Origin of the sequence: Pantoea sp. alder81 (assembly GCF_020179835.1) — a bacterium.
In the GTDB taxonomy this organism is placed as follows: Bacteria; Pseudomonadota; Gammaproteobacteria; order Enterobacterales; family Enterobacteriaceae; genus Pantoea.
The window spans coordinates 1-19,258 of sequence record NZ_JAIUDA010000014.1 but is presented as its reverse complement, the minus strand read 5'-3'; the positions used below and the strand labels follow the sequence as shown (position 1 = coordinate 19,258).

Sequence of the window (19,258 nt, the reverse complement as noted above, 5' to 3'; positions counted from 1 at the left end):
TGACAGCCAGCGGTTAAAATTGCACGTTGTCATGGATTGTCCGGAGGGTAAGTGAAAAACCAGTTAATCAGTTTTGATGAGGTCTACAAGATCGTTCGGGGACACTGTCTCAGTAAATTTCCGCAACACGCAGAATGCCGGCCACAGTTAACGCTGAACTGGCATCTCAAAGCCTGCGGTTCATTACTCCACGCACCTGCTCCCGGGATTAACTTCAGTCATCGCACAGATGATGTGATCACTGAACTGGACAGATATATTATTAATGATAACAACAGAGAAGCGCTGTTTTCTGATTTATCCGACATGATCCGCTGGATGGCGGAAAGCGGATACCTGCGACCGGATAAAGATGGTGATGAGAACTATTATCCGACGGATAAACTGATCAGAACACCTTCTATACGATTCTAATCAGTCCCCTGTTTGAGAGAAACGCATGATTACGGGCCATTCGGGGGCCCGGTACAATTCGGGCATCCGTCGCGCCTGGCTGCAGTCACAGCGTGTTTATTTTTCGATTAAAAATCATTCAGAACCAGACATTAATTTGAATGGTAATGCATTCATTTAAAGAGAACAGATTAACGGGCAGATTCCTAAACACTGATTATCTGATTTATAAGTCTGACACCCTCATTAAGAATCTTCTCATCTCTCTTCTGGTTTTCAATACGCTCTGCCTTATTCATTAGAGATGCTCAATATCCCAGCGGAATTACGCTGCGCTCATAAATAAATATAATTTTGATGTCTGTCAGCGTGACAAACATCACATTTTTGCCAGGCTTAATTTACTCACCAAAAAGGAGACACAGATGAACTCATTCACTAATAAAACGCTCATCACACAGGAATATCCGAAGCCGCCGTTTAAAAAACAGCATCAGCCTGTTCCTGGCCTGGCGAGTAAAATGGAACCACGCCCCGACCACGGTGAAACCAGCTACCGGGGAACAGGACGGCTTACCGGCCGTAAGGCACTGATTACAGGTGGCGATTCCGGCATTGGTCGTGCCGTTGCTATCGCTTATGCGCGTGAAGGCGCCGATGTCGCAATTAATTACCTGCCGGATGAAGAGCAGGATGCTGCAGAAGTCGTAAAATTAATCGAAGCCGAAGGACGAAAAGCCGTTGCTATCCCAGGCGATATTCGCTCAGAAGAATTTTGTCAGAAACTGGTTAACGAAGCTGCCAGTCAATTAGATGGTCTGGATATTCTGGTTAATAATGCCGGCCGTCAGCAGTTTAATGAATCCATCCGTACGCTCTCTACGGAAGATTTTGACGCTACATTTAAGACCAACGTTTATGCGATGTTCTGGATAACCAAAGCGGCGCTGGAATACCTGCCTTCCGGTTCATCCATCATCAATACTACCTCAGTACAGGCCTACGAACCGAGCTCCATTTTACTGGACTACGCTCAGACAAAAGCGTCGATAGCCGCTTTCACCAAAGCCCTCGCGAAGCAGCTGGGCGAACAGCAAATCCGCGTTAACGCTGTCGCACCCGGACCTTACTGGACGCCTCTGCAGGTCTGCGGCGGCCAGCCACAGGAAAAAGTTGAGCAGTTTGGTGCCACCGCACCGCTGGGCCGTCCTGGCCAGCCGGCAGAAATTGCGCCTCTCTATATCACCTTCGCTGAAACCACCAACAGCTTCACCTCCGGCCAGGTCTGGTGCTCCGATGGCGGCACCGGCACGGTCTGAGTGTCAGCAGGATTATTGAAGAACGTGGCCTAAAGCGGCCACGTTGTCGTCTCAGCATGCAGGGAAGAGCAATGAATAATCAGATACTACGATCGCCGATGCGCGAGGAGGGGTTTGCCCGTCTTGGGGACTATGCGGCCATTGGTGAAGGTCGGTCTGTGGCACTTATTGCCCCGGATGGGGCTATTGACTGGTGGTGTGCGCCAAACCTTGATTCATCCCCCTTGTTTGACCGCCTGCTGGACCCCGAGATCGGCGGTTTCTTCCAGATTGAACCCATTGAGGATTATCGTACGGAACGGGCCTACCGCCCTGACAGCAACGTCCTGGAAACACGGTTTATCACGCAGGATGGCAGCGTACTCATTACTGAGTCGATTAACAGTACGCTTGCCGGTCGTCTTCCCTGGAGCGAACTGGCAAGACGTATTGAAGGGATTAAAGGCGAAGTTGAACTGTGCCTGACGTTACGCTTCGGTACCGCAGCCGAAACACGCTCACCGTGGTGGGATAACACCGAACAGGGGGACGTTTATCATCTTGCCGACCTGATGGCGATGCTGCGCACGACTGAAGACTGGCTGATCGCTGAGCGCGGCGACGGGATAATACGCGCAACGCTTCGCTCCCGGCCTGAAAGCCACTCGCTGGTCGCCCTGCTGGTGACGGAGCGCGAGCCGCTGGCAGTGCCTGATTTGAAAGCCATTGATGCCCGTATTGAAACCAGCCATACGGCGTGGCGCGACTGGACGCACAGCCTGAGCTACGCAGGCCGTTATGCAGATCACGTCAGACGCTCGGCGCTGTCTCTCAAATTCCTCTGGTATTCGCCAACCGGTGCACTGGCCGCTGCGGCAACCACCTCACTGCCCGAGGGCATTGGCGGAGAGAAGAATTATGATTATCGCTATGCATGGGTGCGCGACGCCTGCCTGATTATCAAATCGTTCGTTTTCCTGGGCGCGCTGGAAGACTGTAAAGCCGCTTATTCCTGGTTATCGAAAACCATCATACGCCACGGCACCCGGCTGCGCGCCTGTTACACGCTGGAAGGCGGTGTGGTGCCTGCAGAAAGTTACCCCTCCTTACGCGGTTATCAGCATTCTCTTCCTGTTCGTATCGGCAACAACGCACGCGATCAGGTTCAGCTCAGCATGTACGGCGACATGCTGGCCACGGCAGAACTCTTCATCCGTGCCGGCCACATCCTGGATCTTGAAACTTCACGCATGCTGGGAGAGCTGGCGAACTACTGTGCCGATCAGTGGCGTCAGAAAGACAGCGGGATCTGGGAGTTGCCGGTCGAACAGCATTATACCCACTCCAAAATGGCCTGCTGGCTGGCGCTCGACAGCGCAGTATCACTGGCAAAAGCTAAACACATCGAACCCACCTGGGTTCAGCGCTGGGAGCGGGAGCGGGATCGCATCAGTGGATGGATTGAGGAGTACTGCTGGTCAGAGGAAAAGCAGGCTTACCTCTTCTATCCCCACGCTGACGGTAAGCTCGATGCTGCTCTGGCGCTGGTACACCACTATGGCAACACGGTTAACCCGGAACGCATGCGTGCCACCTATCGTGCCATCCGGGAGGACTTGGGCCACGGCAGCGCGATGCTATACCGTTACAGCGGCGTTGAGCAGGAAGAAAGCACGTTTATTGCCTGCTCTTTCTGGATGGTCGAAGCGCTGGCGGCCACGGGTGACACCCGGGTAGCCGAAGAGGCAATGGAAGAGATTATGGATAAGCTTTGCCAGCGCGGTAACGTCGAAACCTTCAATGAAATGTTTGATGTCCGCAGCGGCGAGTGGCGCGGCAACATGCCACAGGGGTTGAGCCACCTGGCTCTCATCTGTGCGGCGCAGGCGCTGACCGATCACGCTTAAACCTCAACCATTTTTTTCTGAGGGCAGGGTGCCAGCTTTACAGATACAGCCCGGCTGGCCCTCTTACATCACTTTAAAAAGGATATAACCAATGATCCGAGGAATTGAACACATTGGCATTACCGTTTCTGATTTAAAGCAGGCCGAGCATTTCTTCACCGGTGCGCTGGATGCATCTGTGCTCTATCGTATCGTTCCGCCCGCTGAAGAAGATAAATTTGTTCCGGGTAAAAAAATGGCTCCTCTCAATGGATTCCCTGCTGAACTCAAGCTGACCGGCCTGTCCATGCTGCGGCTGAAGAATGGCTGCAATGTGGAGCTGTTCCAGACAGACCCTCCCGCAAAGGATCGTTCCGCTCACCCGGGGCTCCCGGGAATTAACCACTTCTCAGTGTATGTGGATGACATTCACCAGGCAGCGGAAAGAATGCGGGTACATGGCGCAGAAATGCTTGAAGGCCCTTCCGACTGCTTTGCTCAGGAGGAGGGGGCAGGCAATCAGACGTGGTTCGGCATGACACCTTTTGGCGTCCTCATCGAGCTCATCACGCTGCCTTCAGGCATTCGCTATGACGCTGAAGCCACTCAGCAGCGCTGGATACCGGAAGCCTGAATCTTTTAACCGGAGGCCAGACGATGCAAAGACGTGAATTTATTGCGGGCGGGCTCGCAACATTATGCCTGCCGCGGGCAGCCTTCGCTGTGGCAGAGTCGATGATTAATCCGCAACTGCAGGTTGCCGCCACTTCCCCCTGGCTTGCCAACGGCATTGCTGTCTCAGCCGGTGGCGCCATGTTCCTCAACTTCCCCCGCTTTAAAGGGCATGAGAAGTCGCCGGCGCTTGCACGCGTGACCGAATCTGGCCTGGCCCCCTTCCCGGGTAATCACTGGAATGAATGGACGCCGGGTGATGAAGGTCTCAACAGCCTTGTCAACGTTAATGCCTGCCATCACTTCGGAGACGGCCTGCTGTGGGCGGTTGATCAAGGTGCTCCTCAGGGTGAGCAACCTTCAAAGGGAGCGGCAAAACTCGTCGCATTCAACATCGCAACAGGCGAAGCGGCTTCAGTTATCCGGTTTGATGAAAAAGCTTTACCGCCGGGTGGTGCGCCTAACGACCTACGCATACAGGGTAACTCCGTGTATGTGACTGATTCCGGGCTTGGCGGCGTCATCATTCACGACCTTGAGACGGGCAAAACGATAAGGCGGCTCTCCGGAAATGCATTGCTGCGTAAACCTGAGGGGCTCGTTCAGAAAGGCTACCAGGGCCGGATTCTTGAAGATAACCGCGGAAAACGCCCCGCCGTGCACAGTGACGTTATCGAGGTCAGCCCTGACGGACAATGGCTTTACTATGCGCCCCCGACCGGCCCGCTTTATCGTATTCCTACGGCTTCATTAAAAGATCAGCGGTTAAGCGATAAAGCACTGGCGGGGCAAGTTGAGAAAGTTGCGGATATTCCGTCAATAGGTGGGTCCGCCATCGATGCGGCAGGAAATATTTATCTTTCCAACGTGGAGATACGCTCTGTCGATAAACTTCAGCCTGACGGTACGCTGAAGACGCTGATACAGGATGAGAGGCTCATAACGCCTGACGCTCTCGTTATCTCAGGCGGCTGGATCTATGTACCCGTACCTCAGATTGAGTATCTGGCAGATAACAATCCGGGTAAAGATGCAACGCATGGCCCCTGGTCGGTTTACCGTTTTTCCTTGAGCACTTAAGAAAACGATTGTGTTAATCAATTCTATGCGATGCATAACAAAGTCACAGGGCAGGACAGAAGGAATTGCAGGCATAGAACGGAAGTCGCTCCTGAATAGAAGCCATCAGGGGGAGTGTCTGGATACCGGACAGGGTGACTTCAGGTCAGGAAAGTTCCGAGAATGTGATGTAAGACTGGAAAAATGCCCTGCATGAGCCATATTGATTAGCATGAAGTTCTGCATAGGGACTGCCAGGCGGCAGCCCGTGAATTAACGAAGGAGACCGACATGAACGAAGATCGCATCAGCGGTAACTGGAAGCAGTTTAAAGGCAAAGTGAAAGAACAGTGGGGCAAACTTACCGACGACGATATGGATGTCGCGGAAGGTAAACGCGACCAGCTGGTCGGCCGTATCCAGGAACGTTACGGTTACGGCAAGGAGCAGGCTGAAAAAGAGCTGAAGGACTGGGAAGATTCTAACCACTATAAGTGGTAAACCCCTGGACTTGATACTGAAACCGGCTCCCATGCCGGTTTTTTTATTGCATGGCATAAGTACGTTATACAGGGCTGGCCAATAATCTGCCCGCGTGCCGTACGTCTATTTCACCCTAAAGATTTTCACTTCAAAGGGGAATTCTGAAAACTGCCCTGTGCGGAGCCACTTTAAATTTAAGATAGCGATTTTTTTCTGAATTAATCTATAGTTAGTGCCGGGTGAAACCCAATCTCTTGGAAACTTGAATTTTTAACCGGCACACAATGTGCCGGTTTTTTTCAACTCTCCTTTGTAGCCTTTATACAGCCACCATAAAACTGATAAGAGCCCGTTCTTTTAGCTTTCGCCTGATACATCGCTTTGTCAGCGCGATCAAATAACTGATCGACGGTTACTGATCCGAAGCCTGCAAGGCTGATACCTATGGATGCCCCGATACGCACTTCCATTTTATGAATAACGAATGGCTCCCGGAGGCTGTCTATAAGACGCTGTGCGATCGCTGAAGCCGCCTCGCGATTAATGCATTTAGCGGCTATGACGAACTCATCTCCTCCCAGGCGCGCCACTGAGTCCCCAGGGCACATGCAGTGTTTTAATCGCTCACTCACCTGCTGTAGCAAAACGTCACCTGCCGCATGCCCCAGGGCATCGTTAACGGGTTTGAATCCATTAAGATCGATAAAAAGAACTGTTGTGAAAGTGAGATCTTCTCCCTCAGACAGCATCCCTCTGACTTTATCGTAAACCCAGGCCCGGTTAGGCAATCCGGTCAACGTGTCCCGGGTAGCAAGCTTCTCAAGCCTTCTCATTTTTTCCTTGTCACGCGTGATATCGCGTGAGACAAGCACGGCTCCGATATTATCGCCAGTAGAGGGATCATCTACCCCGCACGCCTTAGTACCGAGCGTGATGTAGTGGCCATCCCGGTGCCTTTTGCGGACCTCTACAACGTCCGGCAGCACGCCACCCTCAAATATATGCATTAACGCATCCCCGGCGGATACGCGATCGTCAGGGTGAAGGAAATCAACCACGCGCTGGCCAACTATCTCGTCCACTGACCATCCAATCATTTCGCTGTAAGAAGGCGAAATCGATACGTACCTGCCGTCCTTGTCACAATGCGCGATTAAGTCGGTGCTGTTTTCAATCAACAACCGGTATTCGGTCGCCGTGCGCAAAGCATCCTCAAGTGCTTTACGCTGAACGGTTATATCAAGGATAAATCCATTGAAATGGTAGAGAGAGTTACTGGTAGTACATTCCGGCAAACCAGACAGAATCACCCGGCGCCTGGTCCCGTCTAGGCAGTTAATCGGTACTTCGATATTGAAAGGGGTTAACATTTCCAGCGCAGCAGTAAGTTGCTGCGCAATCGTTGCATCATCATCAGCCTGTGCGAACTCCAGCCATGCACTCAGCGTAACGCCTTTAAGTGCGGGGATCAGGCCTTCAGGGCTTTCCTGACTGTTAACACAGAAGCCACTGGCGTCGGTGGACCAAACGGCGGAAAGGGTAGGTTTGATCGCATTGCTCATTATTTTGAACTCCGTTTTAGACTGTCGATGCTGGATAACCTCAACAATGATCGTGATAGATACCTTTTATCAGTCACTGCCGTTCCTGGAGTTCATCATTTAAGAGATAAAAGCGTTTCATTTTAGGTATGGCAACCATGCTTAGCGTTGTAGATAAACCTGCAGAAATCAAACTGCGGATTATTTCTGGAGTTAGGGATCAGTCAGACACTATCGGCAATTACGAATCAATGTTTATCGGCTGATCAGTCCGCTAACTTAAGTGTCACATCCCCCCGAAATAGGCTTTAGTAGCGCTATTATGTAGGCTGTCTAACACTGTGCTCCATAACCAACCGAAAGTTCACTAAGCCATTAGCGAGTTATAGTTTTCGTTATTACGCTTTATGCTTTAGGAATAAGGAAATTTTGAGGTGGTTATGACTTGTAAAAATGTAAAAAAAGCAGTGATTGCTCAGGAAGCTCACATCGAACAGCTGAAGTGCTACCTGCGCGAATCAGAAATTATTCTGCGTGCGCTGGAAGAAAAGCAAACCACGGCAAGGGAAACGTTGCTGCACGCGAAGCGTATGAGCGAAGCCCGGAGAGAGTACCTTCAGCTGCAGAACGAACTCAGTCTGGCCACTGAAAAACACAACAGACTCATACGTCAGAAAAAGGTCATGCAACCTGCCTGACCAGGGGCACCATCAGCATTTCTGAAAAAAGTTGTAGCCCTGAGCTGAGTTTTCCCTGTGTAATCAGTGCAGGCGAATCGGCAGGGTGGACAACGGATGACTGAAAAAGGGAAAAGCTGGGTAAAAGCTGAAGACGTGGCGCGGCTGGCGGGTGTTTCCCGTTCGGCCGTCTCCAGAACTTTCACGCCCGGCGCGTCCGTTGCAGAAAAAACCCGCGCGAAGGTAATGCGTGCCGCCGAGCAGCTGGGCTATCAGGTCAATATCATTGCCCGCACCATGAACACTGGGAGCAGCAACTTTATCGGCATCGTCACCGCCGGATTCGATAACCCTTTCCGCAGCAAGCTTCTCGCCCCTCTGGTCCACCAGCTGGCGTTGCACGGCTTTATGCCGCTGTTGATGAATGCCGACGACCCGGAACAGCTGGCGCCTTCGCTGCGACAGCTGCTCAGCTATCACGTTGCGGGCGTCATCATCACCTCCGGGGCGCCGCCGCTGTCGCTCGCCGAAGAGTATCTGGCGCGCAAAATACCGGTCACGCTGATTAACCGCCACGCGGACCTCCCGGGCTGCGACCGCGTGACCAGTGACAACGCGCAGGGCATGCAGCTGATGGCCGACTACTGCCGAAAGCAGGGCTGGCAGAATATTGGGTTTATCGGCGAACACAGCAGCAATTTCAGTACGGAACAACGCTACGAGGCCCTGCGGGTCTGTGTGCCAGACCTCACCATTACTGCCCGTTTTATTGCCGGCGGCGGCTATGCGGCAGGCCGGGCGGAAGCACAGGAGCTCAGCGGATGTCAGGTGCTGCTGTGCGCCACGGACATGCTGGCACTGGGCGCGATGGACGGCCTTCGGGCGCTGAACAGCAGCGGCCCTCTTCCTGCGGTCATCGGTTTTGATGACATTCCGCAGGCAAGCTGGGATCCCTACCACCTCACCACTGTGCAGCAGGATACGGACGGTCTGGCGCAGCAGGCGGTCGACCTGCTGGTCACCCGTATTGAACAGTTTGACCTTCCGTCCCGCCAGCGTGCCGTGCCGGTGAAATTAATCGTTCGTCAAAGCGCATAATGGAAAATTAGTTTTATGTGGATTTGCTCACAGATTAATCTTCGCAATCCAGCCAGACTCCTTTCTGCCCTGCGGGGCTAATTTTTTGCCACAAAATGCACACGTGTGCATTATCGAGGAGAAGTTATGGCTACCCATGAAGTTGATTCGCTTCTGGCGCGTTACCGTTTCGCCTGCAGTCTTGCTGAGTCCGGGGGAAAGCTGGCCTATGAGTTTTATCAGCAGCGCGACAGCCTGCTCACCGAACACAAGGGGGATGACCTGCAGGACGTGGTCAGCCGCGCCGACTGCGAGGTGGAGTCTTACGTCAAATCACGCATTGCAGACGCCTTCCCGGAAGATGGATTTCTCGGTGAAGAGAGCGGCACCGTGGATACACAGCAGCGCGTGCTGTGGGTCGTTGACCCGATTGACGGCACCAGCTGTTTTCTCAACGGACTGCACACCTGGTGCCTGTCGCTGGCGATTGTGGTAGATGGTGAACCGCTAATTGGCGTGGTGTACGACCCGAATCACCACGAACTCTTTCATGCTTTGCAGGGACAGGGCGCATGGCTCAATGACCAGAGGATTACACCGCATGCGGCAACCAGCGTGGCAGGCGGCGTGATGGGCGTCGGTACCTCGCACCGCGTGTCCTCCGCAGATTTCCTGCCGTTTCTGGATGAACTGCTGCAGCACGGCGGCATGTTCGTCCGCAACGGTTCGGGCGCGCTGATGAGCGCCTGGGCTGCCGCCGGGCGACTGATTGGTTATTACGAACCGCATATGAACCCGTGGGACGGCCTGCCGGGCATCGTGCTGATGCGCGAGGCTGGCGGCTCCACCAATGACTACCTGGCTGACGAGGGCATCGCGCGCGGAAACCCGGTACTTCTGGCAAGTGAAACGCTTTACCCACAATTAAAACAATGGGTTAAACAACCCTTACGCTAACCTGCACGGGCAGGGCTTCTGATTCTGTACTCTACATAAAATGGATCCGGCCGTCAGGGATGATACACAGCAATCAGCAACGCCTCCGCCTTTCGGAGACAATATGATGTCAGGATTACTCAGCTATTTCCGCGCCAGCCCGGAGAAACACGCCGGCGCCTTTAATGAACAGCGCTTTCGCTTCGTCCGGTGGCAGACGTTTCTGGCGATGACGCTCGCTTACGTGACGTTCTACGTGTGCCGGCTGTCGTTTACCGTGGCCAAAAGCGCCCTGGTCGACCTGGGCATTTCGCCTTCCGAGCTGGGCATGATCGGCTCTGCGCTGTTTTTCAGCTACGCCATCGGCAAGCTGGTAAACGGATTTATTGCCGACCACGCGAACGTGGTGCGCTTTATGAGCCTGGGCCTGCTGCTCAGCGCAGGCATGAACCTGATGATGGGCATGACCACTAACGCCATGCTGCTGGCCATCTTCTGGGGCATCAACGGCTGGGCACAGTCGATGGGCGTGGGACCGTGTGCGGTGTCGCTCGCGCGCTGGTACGGCACGAAAGAGCGCGGCACCTTCTATTCGATCTGGTCGACCGCGCATAACATTGGTGAGGCCATGACCTATATGGTGATCGCCGCGGTGATTGCCGGATACGGCTGGCACATGGGCTATATCTCCACTGCCGCACTGGGCGCAGCAGGCGTGGTAATCATGCTGCTGTTTATGCGTGACTCGCCGCAGAGTAGTGGTTTCCCGTCCATTCATGAAATCAGCAACGAGCCCCTGGAAGAACACGAGGCAAAAAGCTCCATCCTGAAAAACCAGCTGTCTGCGCTGCGCAACCCGGCACTGTGGACGCTGGCGCTGGCCTCCGCCTTTATGTACATCGATCGCTACGGCGTGAACTCCTGGGGCATATTCTTCCTGCAGCAGGGCAAGGGTTACACCACCGTGGAGGCCTCAGCCATCATCGGCGTCAATGCCATCGCGGGCATTGTCGGCACCATCCTGGCGGGCGTGCTGTCGGACCGGTTCTTTGCGAAAAATCGCAGCATCATGGCCGGTTTCATCAGCCTGATTAACACCGGTGGCTTTGCGCTGATGCTGTGGTCACCGCACAGCTACTACACCGACATCATCTCCATGGTCATTTTTGGTGCCACCATCGGTGCGCTGACCTGCTTCCTTGGCGGCCTGCTCGCCGTGGACATTTCATCCCGTAAAGCAGCGGGTGCAGCGCTGGGTACCATCGGCATCGTCAGCTACGCCGGCGCCGGGTTTGGTGAGTTTCTCACCGGCATCATCATCGACAGAACCTCGGTGATTGAGAATGGCAAAAAAATCTACGATTTTCACACGTTGTCCCTGTTCTGGGTGGCAGCCGGTCTCGTTTCAGCGCTGTTGTGCTTTGTCACCGCCGTAATGGTGGCAAAACGTAACGCCAGCGAACACCGCACCCTTTCTACCTCTTAATCAGCTCAGTAAGGAAGACATTATGATGCCACGCAGACATCAGGCCGCCGCACGCCTGTTCATTGCCGGTGCACTGTGGCTTTGCGCCTCTCAGGCGCAGGCAGAAGCACAGTATCAGCTGGAGAAAGTCGTCGAGCTCAACCGTCACGGCATTCGCCCGCCCACGCCGGGCAACCGTAAGGATATTGAAGCGGCCACGCATCGTGCCTGGACGACCTGGACCACGCGCGACGGGGAGCTCACCGGTCACGGCTATGCCGCCGTGGAGAACAAGGGCCGCTGGGAAGGGGAACATTACCGCCGGCTTGGCCTGCTGACCGCGGGCTGCCCGCAACCGCAGGATGTATACGTGCGGGCCAGCCCACTTCAGCGCACCCGCGCCACGGCACAGGCGCTGGTTGATGGGGCGTTTCCAGGCTGCGGCGTCGAGGTCCATCGGGTTGAGGGAGAGGACGATCCGCTGTTCCAGACGGAAGCGTTTCCTGCCACCAATACTGACCCGGCAAAACAGCTGGCGGCAGTCAGAGCGAAGGCAGGGGATTTAGCCGCACGTCAGCAGGCGTTGCAGCCGGCGGTGCAGGCACTCAAACATGCGGTGTGCAGCCCGGATGCTGACTGCTCGTACTTCGATAAGCCATGGCAAATTAAGCAGGGCAAAAGCGGCAAAGCGTCCATCGACGGCCTGAGCGTGCTGGCCAATATGGTTGAAACCCTGCGGCTTGGATGGAATGAAAACCTGCCGCTGAGCCAGCTGGCGTGGGGTAACATCACCTCATCCGTGCAGATCACGGCGGTGCTGCCGCTGCTCACGGCGAATTACGATCTGGGCAACGATGTGATGTATACCGCGCAAAAACGCGGGTCGATCCTGCTCAACACTATGTTGCAGGGCGTCGGACAGGGTGTTTCAGGGACGACTGACAGGCTGCCGGACACCCGCTGGCTGCTGCTGGTTGCCCATGATACCAATATCGCCATGGTGCGCACCCTGATGAACTTCACGTGGACACTGCCAGGCTACACGCGTGGCAACATTCCGCCGGGAAGCAGCCTGGTGTTTGAGCGCTGGCGCGATACGAAAAGCGGCGAACGGTTCCTGCACGTCTATTTCCAGGGGCAGAGCCTGGATGACCTGCGACGCCTGCAGACGGTTGATGACCAACATCCGTTGCTGCGGGAAGAATGGCGCCAGTCAGATTGCCGAATCACCGAAGTGGGCACGTTGTGTCCGATGAAAACGGCGCTGAAAGCGCTTAACCGGAATCTGGACTCCGCTTCCATCACGCCGGTGAGCTATCAGTAAGTCACTAACGTACACGGGTACACAGATATCTGCGTGCCCGTATTATCCGCTACGAATGTCAGGTCTGACATTTTCAGGAAAAGCGCGCAAACGTCACCAGTGCCCGCATTTCAGCTATCTTGGTTATGTTGAAAGTCTTTTTGGAAAAGAACGGCATGATCATGAGGTTAACGGAAGCGGAGCTGGCCAGACTGGTAGGCAGTCGTTTCGCATCAGCTAAAAACAATGCCGCAGCCAGCGTCACGACGGTCCTGGAAGTCAGGATCCAGAGTGGCAGGCAGCTGATTGTCCATGAGCTGTACGGCAGGCAACACAAGACACCTCTCACGGTATTTATGCTCAGATTTCCTTATGCGCTGTCCTGAATACAGCTTGCCTTTATGCCCGAACACAGCTGCCGTCTGAGGCGTGAAGGTCTGCGTTTTTCACATCCGGAAAATGCCGGCGTGAATACTGAAAAAACCCGTCTGAACACGGGTTAAATAAATCAGTACAGAAATTCTCGTTTGCAACAGCGTAGCTGTGTGTGCACCACGATATTACTCTGCTCAGGGTGGAATTTATATTTACCTTTTGTTACTGGTCATAGGAGTTTTCTATAACCCGAGCTTCCGTTTACGCCGTCACCCCCTCGCCACCTGAGGGGCAGAGAGGCTCTCTGATAAACAGGGATGAAATTGAAGCCCGCGCAGGTTAGGATCGGCAATTAAATCGATATATCAACGAAAAAATAAATCAAAGTATGGATACCTCAAACCTCTACGTCGATCATCTTGCCTGGTGCGGGCTTATCGCACTGAACATGGCGCGTCAGGCCGGAACCGTCAGTTCCGCTGCGCAGAAAAATCTCTTTTTATGCAGATGGCTGGCGACGGCAGAGAAGAAGCGTCTGTTCAGGCGTGAACTGGCCCATGACATTCGCTGGCTGCTCAGGGAAGGACGGGAGAAAGGGCTTCGGGCGGATCTGCCGGGCAAGCTGGAATATCTCTGGCGGGCAAGCAGCGGTGATTTGCTTGCGCAAAATGATTTAATCCGCCTCCAGCACGTGATGCACGCTGTTACGCTGACGGGTATTAATTATGGCATTCTCACGGAGTCCGACTGGGAAGGGCGCCAGGCAGTAAAAATGAACCCTAGAATCCCGGCGGTTTTCCTGCGGAAAAGCGATCTGGAAACGGGATTTGATGAACAGGGAAGTCTGGTTAAACCGCTTGCCGCCCGTATCACCGCCGAACTCTCTGCGGTTGATGCTCTACTGTCACGTGCCGGGTGGAAACGCAAAGCAGAGGTGGGGGATCCCTTACTACATCTTCTGATTGCTGATGTAAAGTAAGGTCAGCCAAACTGTATGATGGTTATGAGATAAAGAATCAGCGTACAGCCCTGACACTAGCTTGAAATTACATCAGCCAATGTCAGGGTATTATTATGGCCAGTCAGAAGATGCCCCTGGCCAAAGCCAGAACATCCTGGCAGGGAGTAAATGCCTTAGTGACGTATTTTAGAAAGCTCTTCTTCTGAAAGACCTGTCATTTCTTTCACGGATTTCAAAGCCATGCCACTTTTGAGGAGCTTTTCAGCAATATCGACCCTGCTTTTATGCTCTCCCAGTTGCATACCTTTTTCGATACCTTTCTGTTCCAGCTGCTGTGCGATGGTCATCAGAGCCTCCTCATGCTGCGGCATTCTTTGTGCCAGATTACGTACAAAGGCTTCAGCGTCTTCAGTTTCGCCTGCCTGTATAAGGTAGTTTATCAGTGATATTAGTTGCTGTCCCGTCAGATGTCCGGTCAACAGCGTTGTCGTCAGCCGATCGAGAAGCTCCGCCAGATCCCGGCGATGGATGTGCTTCTGAAGCAACGTCAGCGCTGCCATGCTGCGGTGATTCATAATATCATCATCGGGTATAGCAGTGACGTCTACAAATGGAAATGCCGTGCCGTATAACCTGGCAGCCAAATCCGGATCGCTGAACTCCTGAAGCCAGTCTGTCGAATAAGGGTATGGGCTTCGCCGACCGGTGTAAAACAGGACAGGGATCACCAGTGGAAGCTGCTTATGCCCCGCATCAAGATGCCGCTGCATTGCCGCTATAGCGTAACGCATAAGACGAAACGCCATATGCCGATCGGGCGTAGACTGATGCTCAATCAGCACGTGGATATAGCCGTCACCACGGGTGGTTTTAAGGCTGTAAAGCACGTCGCTGTAATAGGCGCGAAGGTTTTCTTCCACAAAACTGCCGGACTCAAGTTTTAATGTGCTGAGGTCACAGATCGCGCGAAACTCTGCCGGCACGTGTAATTCGATAAAGTCGCGCGCGGTATCCGGGTGCGTCAGAAATGCTTTGAATGTCGCATCGTGGGGTGTCGGTGTTGTTGTTTTACTCATGTCACTGATATCCGTCAGCCAGATGATCTTCCACTTCCGAAGGTTAAGTGGGTGTTAAAGCATTGCCGGCTTTTGGTTATTACCGCATGCGCGTGCTGAATTCGGCATTCAGCCAGTAGGCAAATGTCGAGAGCCTGCTGGCGAAAGTCATGATATCGCCACGGGGCCGTTTACTGATGCTCAGCAGGTAGTCCATTTCTTCTGAGAGAGCCGGATACCGGTCATTAAACTTTGCGCAATGCTCTTCAAGCGATGCCGGCCAGTCCGGGTCATTTTCGTCTCTCAGAATGCTCGTCGAACGAATGGCCTTACGTGCTGCCGCACGCTGCAGCGAATGCCGTTGCAAAGGCTCCAGAGAGGGCTTCATAAGAGAAATATAGCCATTCAGCACGGTGAGAAAATCACCGTTAACGGCGACGGCAATGTCCCTGGAAGGTCTGAAAGGTTTAAAGCGTTCTCGCAGGTCTTCACCATACACGCAGACGCAGTGATGTTTCAGCCAGTAGCCCCAGCGATTCGCACTGGCAGGCAAGATCACCTCATCCAGCACGCCCGGGTCGATATCAATTTTACTGATGACTGAATATTGCTGTTCCAGCTCTGCCTTAACAACCTGCATTTTGGCTGCTGTAAGGTCATTGAGTTCCCGCGTGAATATCACCGTCAGATCCAGGTCGGATAACGCTTCCCTGCCTTTGCCCTCAGCCAGGCTGCCATACACATATATGCTGTGGATCTTGTCAGGCACGTCTGAACTCAGCTTCTGCACCACGTCAGAAACCACTGGGGCGAAAGCATGCTGAAAGCCACTGAAGACAGGTTCGGTGATGAATCCATTTTTATCAACCGCCATTCTTTCTCCTTCGTGCTGTTAACGACATCCTCAGCTGAAGCCAGCAGCGGAAGAAGAATATTACCAGCCGCATCGAAAGATTTCATAGAGCGCATGCGACAAATAGGTTCAGGCTGAAACTAAGCTGAAGGCATCCTGCTAATCATCATCGCTTTCCATCAGCGCTACCATTGCGCCCCGGTGAGCTTCGACCATACGAATATACCGCATCACCGTCTGAGTCTGTGTCCAGGTACCTTCCTGCATGATCTGAGCGATCGAGATGCCCTTTCTGGCCATATCCTGCGCGGCACCGACGCGCGCGCTGTGGCCACTCCAGCTGGAATAGCGTCCCTTGTTCGTTTTCAGGGGAGTTTTCGCACCCGCCTGATGTCTTGCGCGGCGCCAGATATCTTCCAGGCAGGGTGCACTCATGGGCACTTCAGATACTGACGTAATTTTGTTAGACCGGTGTACGGGGCAGAAGATTACCGCATCGGGTTCACCCGCCAGGCCGGCGGCGTTAATCCATTCCATCAGCCGCTCAGATGAGCGTGAACTGAGCGCCTTGACGATGCCACCGGACTGAAGAATGGTCTTGGTCCAGCCCACATCGAGGATAATGCGCCCGTCAGCCGACCGGGTAATGTCACATACCCGCAGGCGGGACAACTCACTCATACGCAGCAACGTACCGTAAGCCACGTGCATGAAAGCGAGGTCCCGCAGGTGCTGAAGACGGGAAGAATGCTTCCATGCCGCATCGAGACGATTCAGGTCCGGCCGGCAGAAGGGCACCGCCTGCCCGGTGCGCTCGCCGGAAACGACGGCCGTACGGTTAATTTTCTTTTTAGCACGAATAACGTCCGGTGAAACCGTCGGAGGCACCAGGCCGGCGTTACGGTGTAACATTGCCAGAAGAGCACCGTGCACCGAGATGGTCGATGTTGATCGGCCAATCGCCTGCAGGTGAAACAGGTAGTCCTGCATGTCCTCGGGCGACATCGGCAGAAATGACCGCCGGTTTTCCTGCGACCAGCGCCAGCAGATCCGCATTACGCTCAGCAGCTGGCGCCACGTGTTAGGCGAGAAGGCCTCCCGGTGCCGGACGAACGCGGCCAGTTTCGCGGTGAGATCGTCATCGGCGCTGCCGCTGAGGGCCACACCGGTAAAACCGGAAATGTCGTTCATATTTGCTCAGTATTTGCCCGTTTAGCTGACAGCATCGCTACGTGAATTCTGAAGAAAGAGCAGGGCAGATGCCCGTCAGATTTTACGTAGCGCTGCCGGAATTTTAACCGACTGCGCCCGCCCCGTTTAGCAGGGCAGCGTTCAGGTCCCGCCGTTTTGTATAAATGGCCGTTAAGCTCAGGATCCGGCCCGGATCCGCATGATACAGGGGTTTTGGTCGTTTGTCTGACCTTATATAAACTTAATTATATTAGGTTAGATTTTTGGATGAACTTAAGATCTGTAGGTGAGTGCGCCCCTATCCCACTTCATAAAATACCCATTATATGAAGCTAGAATCCAGTTAATAATCCATTTCGGACAAGGTTATTACAGTTAATGAGTTGTAGCTACCTCCGGTCACCGGGGGTAATAGGCGAAGCCATGCTGGAAATTGTTGAGCACAAGATTATAATTAGTTGCGAGTCATTTGATATGATGCTCCGATTAAAAAACGTGCCACTTTGTTACCTGTAGTAGAGCGCGTTTTTTGATGATGCATTCTTCTGAATCCGCAATCCAATTGATGGTTGATGAAATTCTTTTTAAATTCTTTAAAATCTTTCATTTCAAACCAGGATCTTTCCTAAATATTGTCCGGCGCCTGCTATTAGAGTGTCTGGTTTAAATACTGCTGGTAAAGTCAATACGATTTTAAATCTTTTAAGGGTCGAAATTTCATTACAACGGCTTTTTCGTGCCAAGCGTAATGTTTCATGAGCGGAGGGTATATGACGGACAAGTTTGATGCATTTAATGTTGACAGAGATTATGGTCACTTATGTACAATTCTTGGCGATGCAGTCTTTAATCTGCATCGGGAGAATATTGCTATTACCCAGAAGTCAATATCTGAGCGTCTTGCTCAGGAAAGAAGGGAGCGACATGATATTAAAGAAGATAAATATTACGAAATGGTGATAAGAGTCCTGACTGAATGAAAGATGATTAACCCGCTTTCCGCGGGTTTCAGGTGAGAGAGAAAGTGATGACTAAGATTCTTTGTCATCACTATTATTTGATACCCGAGCAGACAATCTTAAAAGAGCGACAATGCCAGCGCCCAACAATGCAATCACTATAACGCATCCGACCCAGCCCGCTGTGCTCATTGTTTGAAACCTTCATGTTATAACTGGTTTAGTAACTATCTCTGAATCCAATAGCTATGGGTATCATATTTAAATTCTCCACCTTATTTCTGTAAGGATTAATGACAATAGTTTTAGAAGTAAATTATTACACTAAGCCTGCCAAGGTAGTGCAATTCCAGATTGGCTTTTAAATCCCTTTAACTATGCAGTTACCTTATTTTATTATTATTAATTAGCGTGAAAGTATAAATAGTGTGCATTGCTAATCTCTTAAGAGATTAATTGACCTGCCCCCAGTATTAGATACAACCTTCAGTTAGTAATGTCGGTTGGTTTTTCTTCATGTTTCCCGTTTCGCCAGCATGCTGCAAATTCAGACGGCGTCTGGTAATTCAGTGATGAATGAGGTCTGGACTCATTATAGTCCTGCCGCCAGTCACTAATGATTTTCCGGGCATGAAGAATATCGCTGAACCAGTGCTCATTCAGACATTCATCCCGAAAGCGTCCGTTAAAACTCTCAATAAACCCGTTCTGTGTTGGCTTACCCGGCTGGATGAGTCGCAGTTCCACGCCATGCTCAAAAGCCCACTGGTCGAGCGCACGGCAGGTAAATTCCGGGCCCTGATCGGTTCTTATCGTTGCCGGATAGCCACGAAACAGCGCGATGCCGTCCAGAATACGCGCGACCTGAACGCCTGAAATACCGAAAGCAGCGGTGATCGTCAGACACTCCTTCGTGAAATCATCCACGCAGGTCAGGCACTTAATCCGGCGGCCGCTGGCAAGTGCATCCATGACAAAATCCATCGACCATGTCAGGTTCGGCGCATCCGGGCGGAGAAGCGGAAGCCGCTCAGTCGCCAGACCCTTACGGCGTCGCCTGCGTTTTACACCCAG

At 52.9% G+C, this 19,258-nt stretch carries 19 protein-coding genes; 13 read left to right on the top strand and 6 right to left on the bottom strand.

Annotated features, from left to right (window positions below):
• The first annotated feature begins 51 nt into the window (after positions 1–51).
• The 6 genes from LBW88_RS24675 (at position 52) to LBW88_RS24650 (ending at position 5,809) form a co-directional block, all read left to right on the top strand.
• Positions 52–414, top strand: a complete 363-nt coding sequence (locus LBW88_RS24675; protein WP_224934485.1) for a hypothetical protein — start codon at positions 52–54, stop codon at positions 412–414.
• Between the two features lie 404 nt (positions 415–818).
• Positions 819–1,712, top strand: a complete 894-nt coding sequence (locus LBW88_RS24670; protein WP_224934483.1) for an SDR family oxidoreductase — start codon at positions 819–821, stop codon at positions 1,710–1,712.
• A 71-nt stretch (positions 1,713–1,783) separates the two neighbouring features.
• Positions 1,784–3,598 (top strand): glycoside hydrolase family 15 protein, encoded by a 1,815-nt coding sequence (locus tag LBW88_RS24665; protein WP_224934481.1) that lies wholly within the window; start codon positions 1,784–1,786, stop codon positions 3,596–3,598.
• Positions 3,599–3,689: 91 nt separating this feature from the next.
• Positions 3,690–4,211 (top strand): VOC family protein, encoded by a 522-nt coding sequence (locus tag LBW88_RS24660; RefSeq protein WP_224934479.1) that lies wholly within the window; start codon positions 3,690–3,692, stop codon positions 4,209–4,211.
• A 23-nt stretch (positions 4,212–4,234) separates the two neighbouring features.
• On the top strand, positions 4,235–5,329 hold the full coding sequence (locus LBW88_RS24655; RefSeq protein ID WP_224934477.1) for an SMP-30/gluconolactonase/LRE family protein: 1,095 nt from the start codon (positions 4,235–4,237) through the stop codon (positions 5,327–5,329).
• 270 nt (positions 5,330–5,599) lie between these two features.
• Positions 5,600–5,809, top strand: a complete 210-nt coding sequence (locus LBW88_RS24650) for a CsbD family protein (RefSeq protein WP_017345754.1) — start codon at positions 5,600–5,602, stop codon at positions 5,807–5,809.
• A 281-nt stretch (positions 5,810–6,090) separates the two neighbouring features.
• Here the strand turns inward: LBW88_RS24650 and LBW88_RS24645 are convergent, their stop codons facing one another.
• The gene (locus LBW88_RS24645) at positions 6,091–7,353 is read right to left on the bottom strand and encodes a sensor domain-containing diguanylate cyclase (protein WP_224934475.1); all 1,263 of its coding nucleotides are present in this window, start codon (positions 7,351–7,353) and stop codon (positions 6,091–6,093) included.
• A 419-nt stretch (positions 7,354–7,772) separates the two neighbouring features.
• On the opposite strand from LBW88_RS24645, the gene LBW88_RS24640 reads away from it, so the two are divergent.
• From LBW88_RS24640 to LBW88_RS24620, 5 genes are all read left to right on the top strand, one after another.
• A complete protein-coding gene (locus LBW88_RS24640; RefSeq protein ID WP_224934473.1) occupies positions 7,773–8,030 on the top strand; it encodes a hypothetical protein in 258 nt (85 codons plus the stop codon).
• 96 nt (positions 8,031–8,126) lie between these two features.
• Complete coding sequence (locus LBW88_RS24635) at positions 8,127–9,107, top strand: LacI family DNA-binding transcriptional regulator (RefSeq protein WP_224934471.1); 981 nt, start codon at positions 8,127–8,129, stop codon at positions 9,105–9,107.
• Positions 9,108–9,233: 126 nt separating this feature from the next.
• Entirely contained in the window at positions 9,234–10,043 is an 810-nt protein-coding gene (locus LBW88_RS24630) for an inositol monophosphatase family protein (protein ID WP_224934469.1), read from the top strand.
• A gap of 106 nt (positions 10,044–10,149) precedes the next feature.
• Positions 10,150–11,508, top strand: coding sequence for an MFS transporter (locus tag LBW88_RS24625; RefSeq protein ID WP_224934701.1), 1,359 nt, complete (start codon positions 10,150–10,152; stop codon positions 11,506–11,508).
• A gap of 22 nt (positions 11,509–11,530) precedes the next feature.
• Positions 11,531–12,811 carry a histidine-type phosphatase gene (locus LBW88_RS24620; RefSeq protein WP_224934467.1) on the top strand — a complete coding sequence of 427 codons (1,281 nt, stop codon included), beginning with the start codon at positions 11,531–11,533 and terminating at the stop codon, positions 12,809–12,811.
• Positions 12,812–12,884: 73 nt separating this feature from the next.
• On the opposite strand, the gene LBW88_RS24615 is transcribed toward LBW88_RS24620, so the two are convergent.
• A complete protein-coding gene (locus tag LBW88_RS24615) occupies positions 12,885–13,055 on the bottom strand; it encodes a hypothetical protein (RefSeq protein ID WP_224934465.1) in 171 nt (56 codons plus the stop codon).
• A 498-nt stretch (positions 13,056–13,553) separates the two neighbouring features.
• On the opposite strand from LBW88_RS24615, the gene LBW88_RS24610 reads away from it, so the two are divergent.
• Positions 13,554–14,144 carry a DUF2913 family protein gene (locus LBW88_RS24610; protein ID WP_224934463.1) on the top strand — a complete coding sequence of 197 codons (591 nt, stop codon included), beginning with the start codon at positions 13,554–13,556 and terminating at the stop codon, positions 14,142–14,144.
• Between the two features lie 155 nt (positions 14,145–14,299).
• Here the strand turns inward: LBW88_RS24610 and LBW88_RS24605 are convergent, their stop codons facing one another.
• The 3 genes from LBW88_RS24605 to LBW88_RS24595 all read right to left on the bottom strand — a co-directional run bounded on the left by LBW88_RS24605 (position 14,300) and on the right by LBW88_RS24595 (position 17,225).
• Positions 14,300–15,202, bottom strand: a complete 903-nt coding sequence (locus LBW88_RS24605) for an Rpn family recombination-promoting nuclease/putative transposase (protein ID WP_224934461.1) — start codon at positions 15,200–15,202, stop codon at positions 14,300–14,302.
• A gap of 79 nt (positions 15,203–15,281) precedes the next feature.
• Positions 15,282–16,055, bottom strand: coding sequence for a nucleotidyltransferase domain-containing protein (locus tag LBW88_RS24600; RefSeq protein ID WP_224934459.1), 774 nt, complete (start codon positions 16,053–16,055; stop codon positions 15,282–15,284).
• A 138-nt stretch (positions 16,056–16,193) separates the two neighbouring features.
• Positions 16,194–17,225: a tyrosine-type recombinase/integrase gene (locus LBW88_RS24595; RefSeq protein ID WP_224934457.1), complete on the bottom strand. Its 1,032-nt coding sequence runs from the start codon at positions 17,223–17,225 to the stop codon at positions 16,194–16,196.
• A gap of 770 nt (positions 17,226–17,995) precedes the next feature.
• Here LBW88_RS24595 and LBW88_RS24590 point away from each other — a divergent pair.
• Positions 17,996–18,205 carry a hypothetical protein gene (locus LBW88_RS24590; RefSeq protein ID WP_224934455.1) on the top strand — a complete coding sequence of 70 codons (210 nt, stop codon included), beginning with the start codon at positions 17,996–17,998 and terminating at the stop codon, positions 18,203–18,205.
• 465 nt (positions 18,206–18,670) lie between these two features.
• On the opposite strand, the gene LBW88_RS24585 is transcribed toward LBW88_RS24590, so the two are convergent.
• Positions 18,671–19,258 (bottom strand): IS3 family transposase (locus LBW88_RS24585; RefSeq protein ID WP_224934454.1); only part of this gene is annotated, 588 nt, incomplete at its 5' end.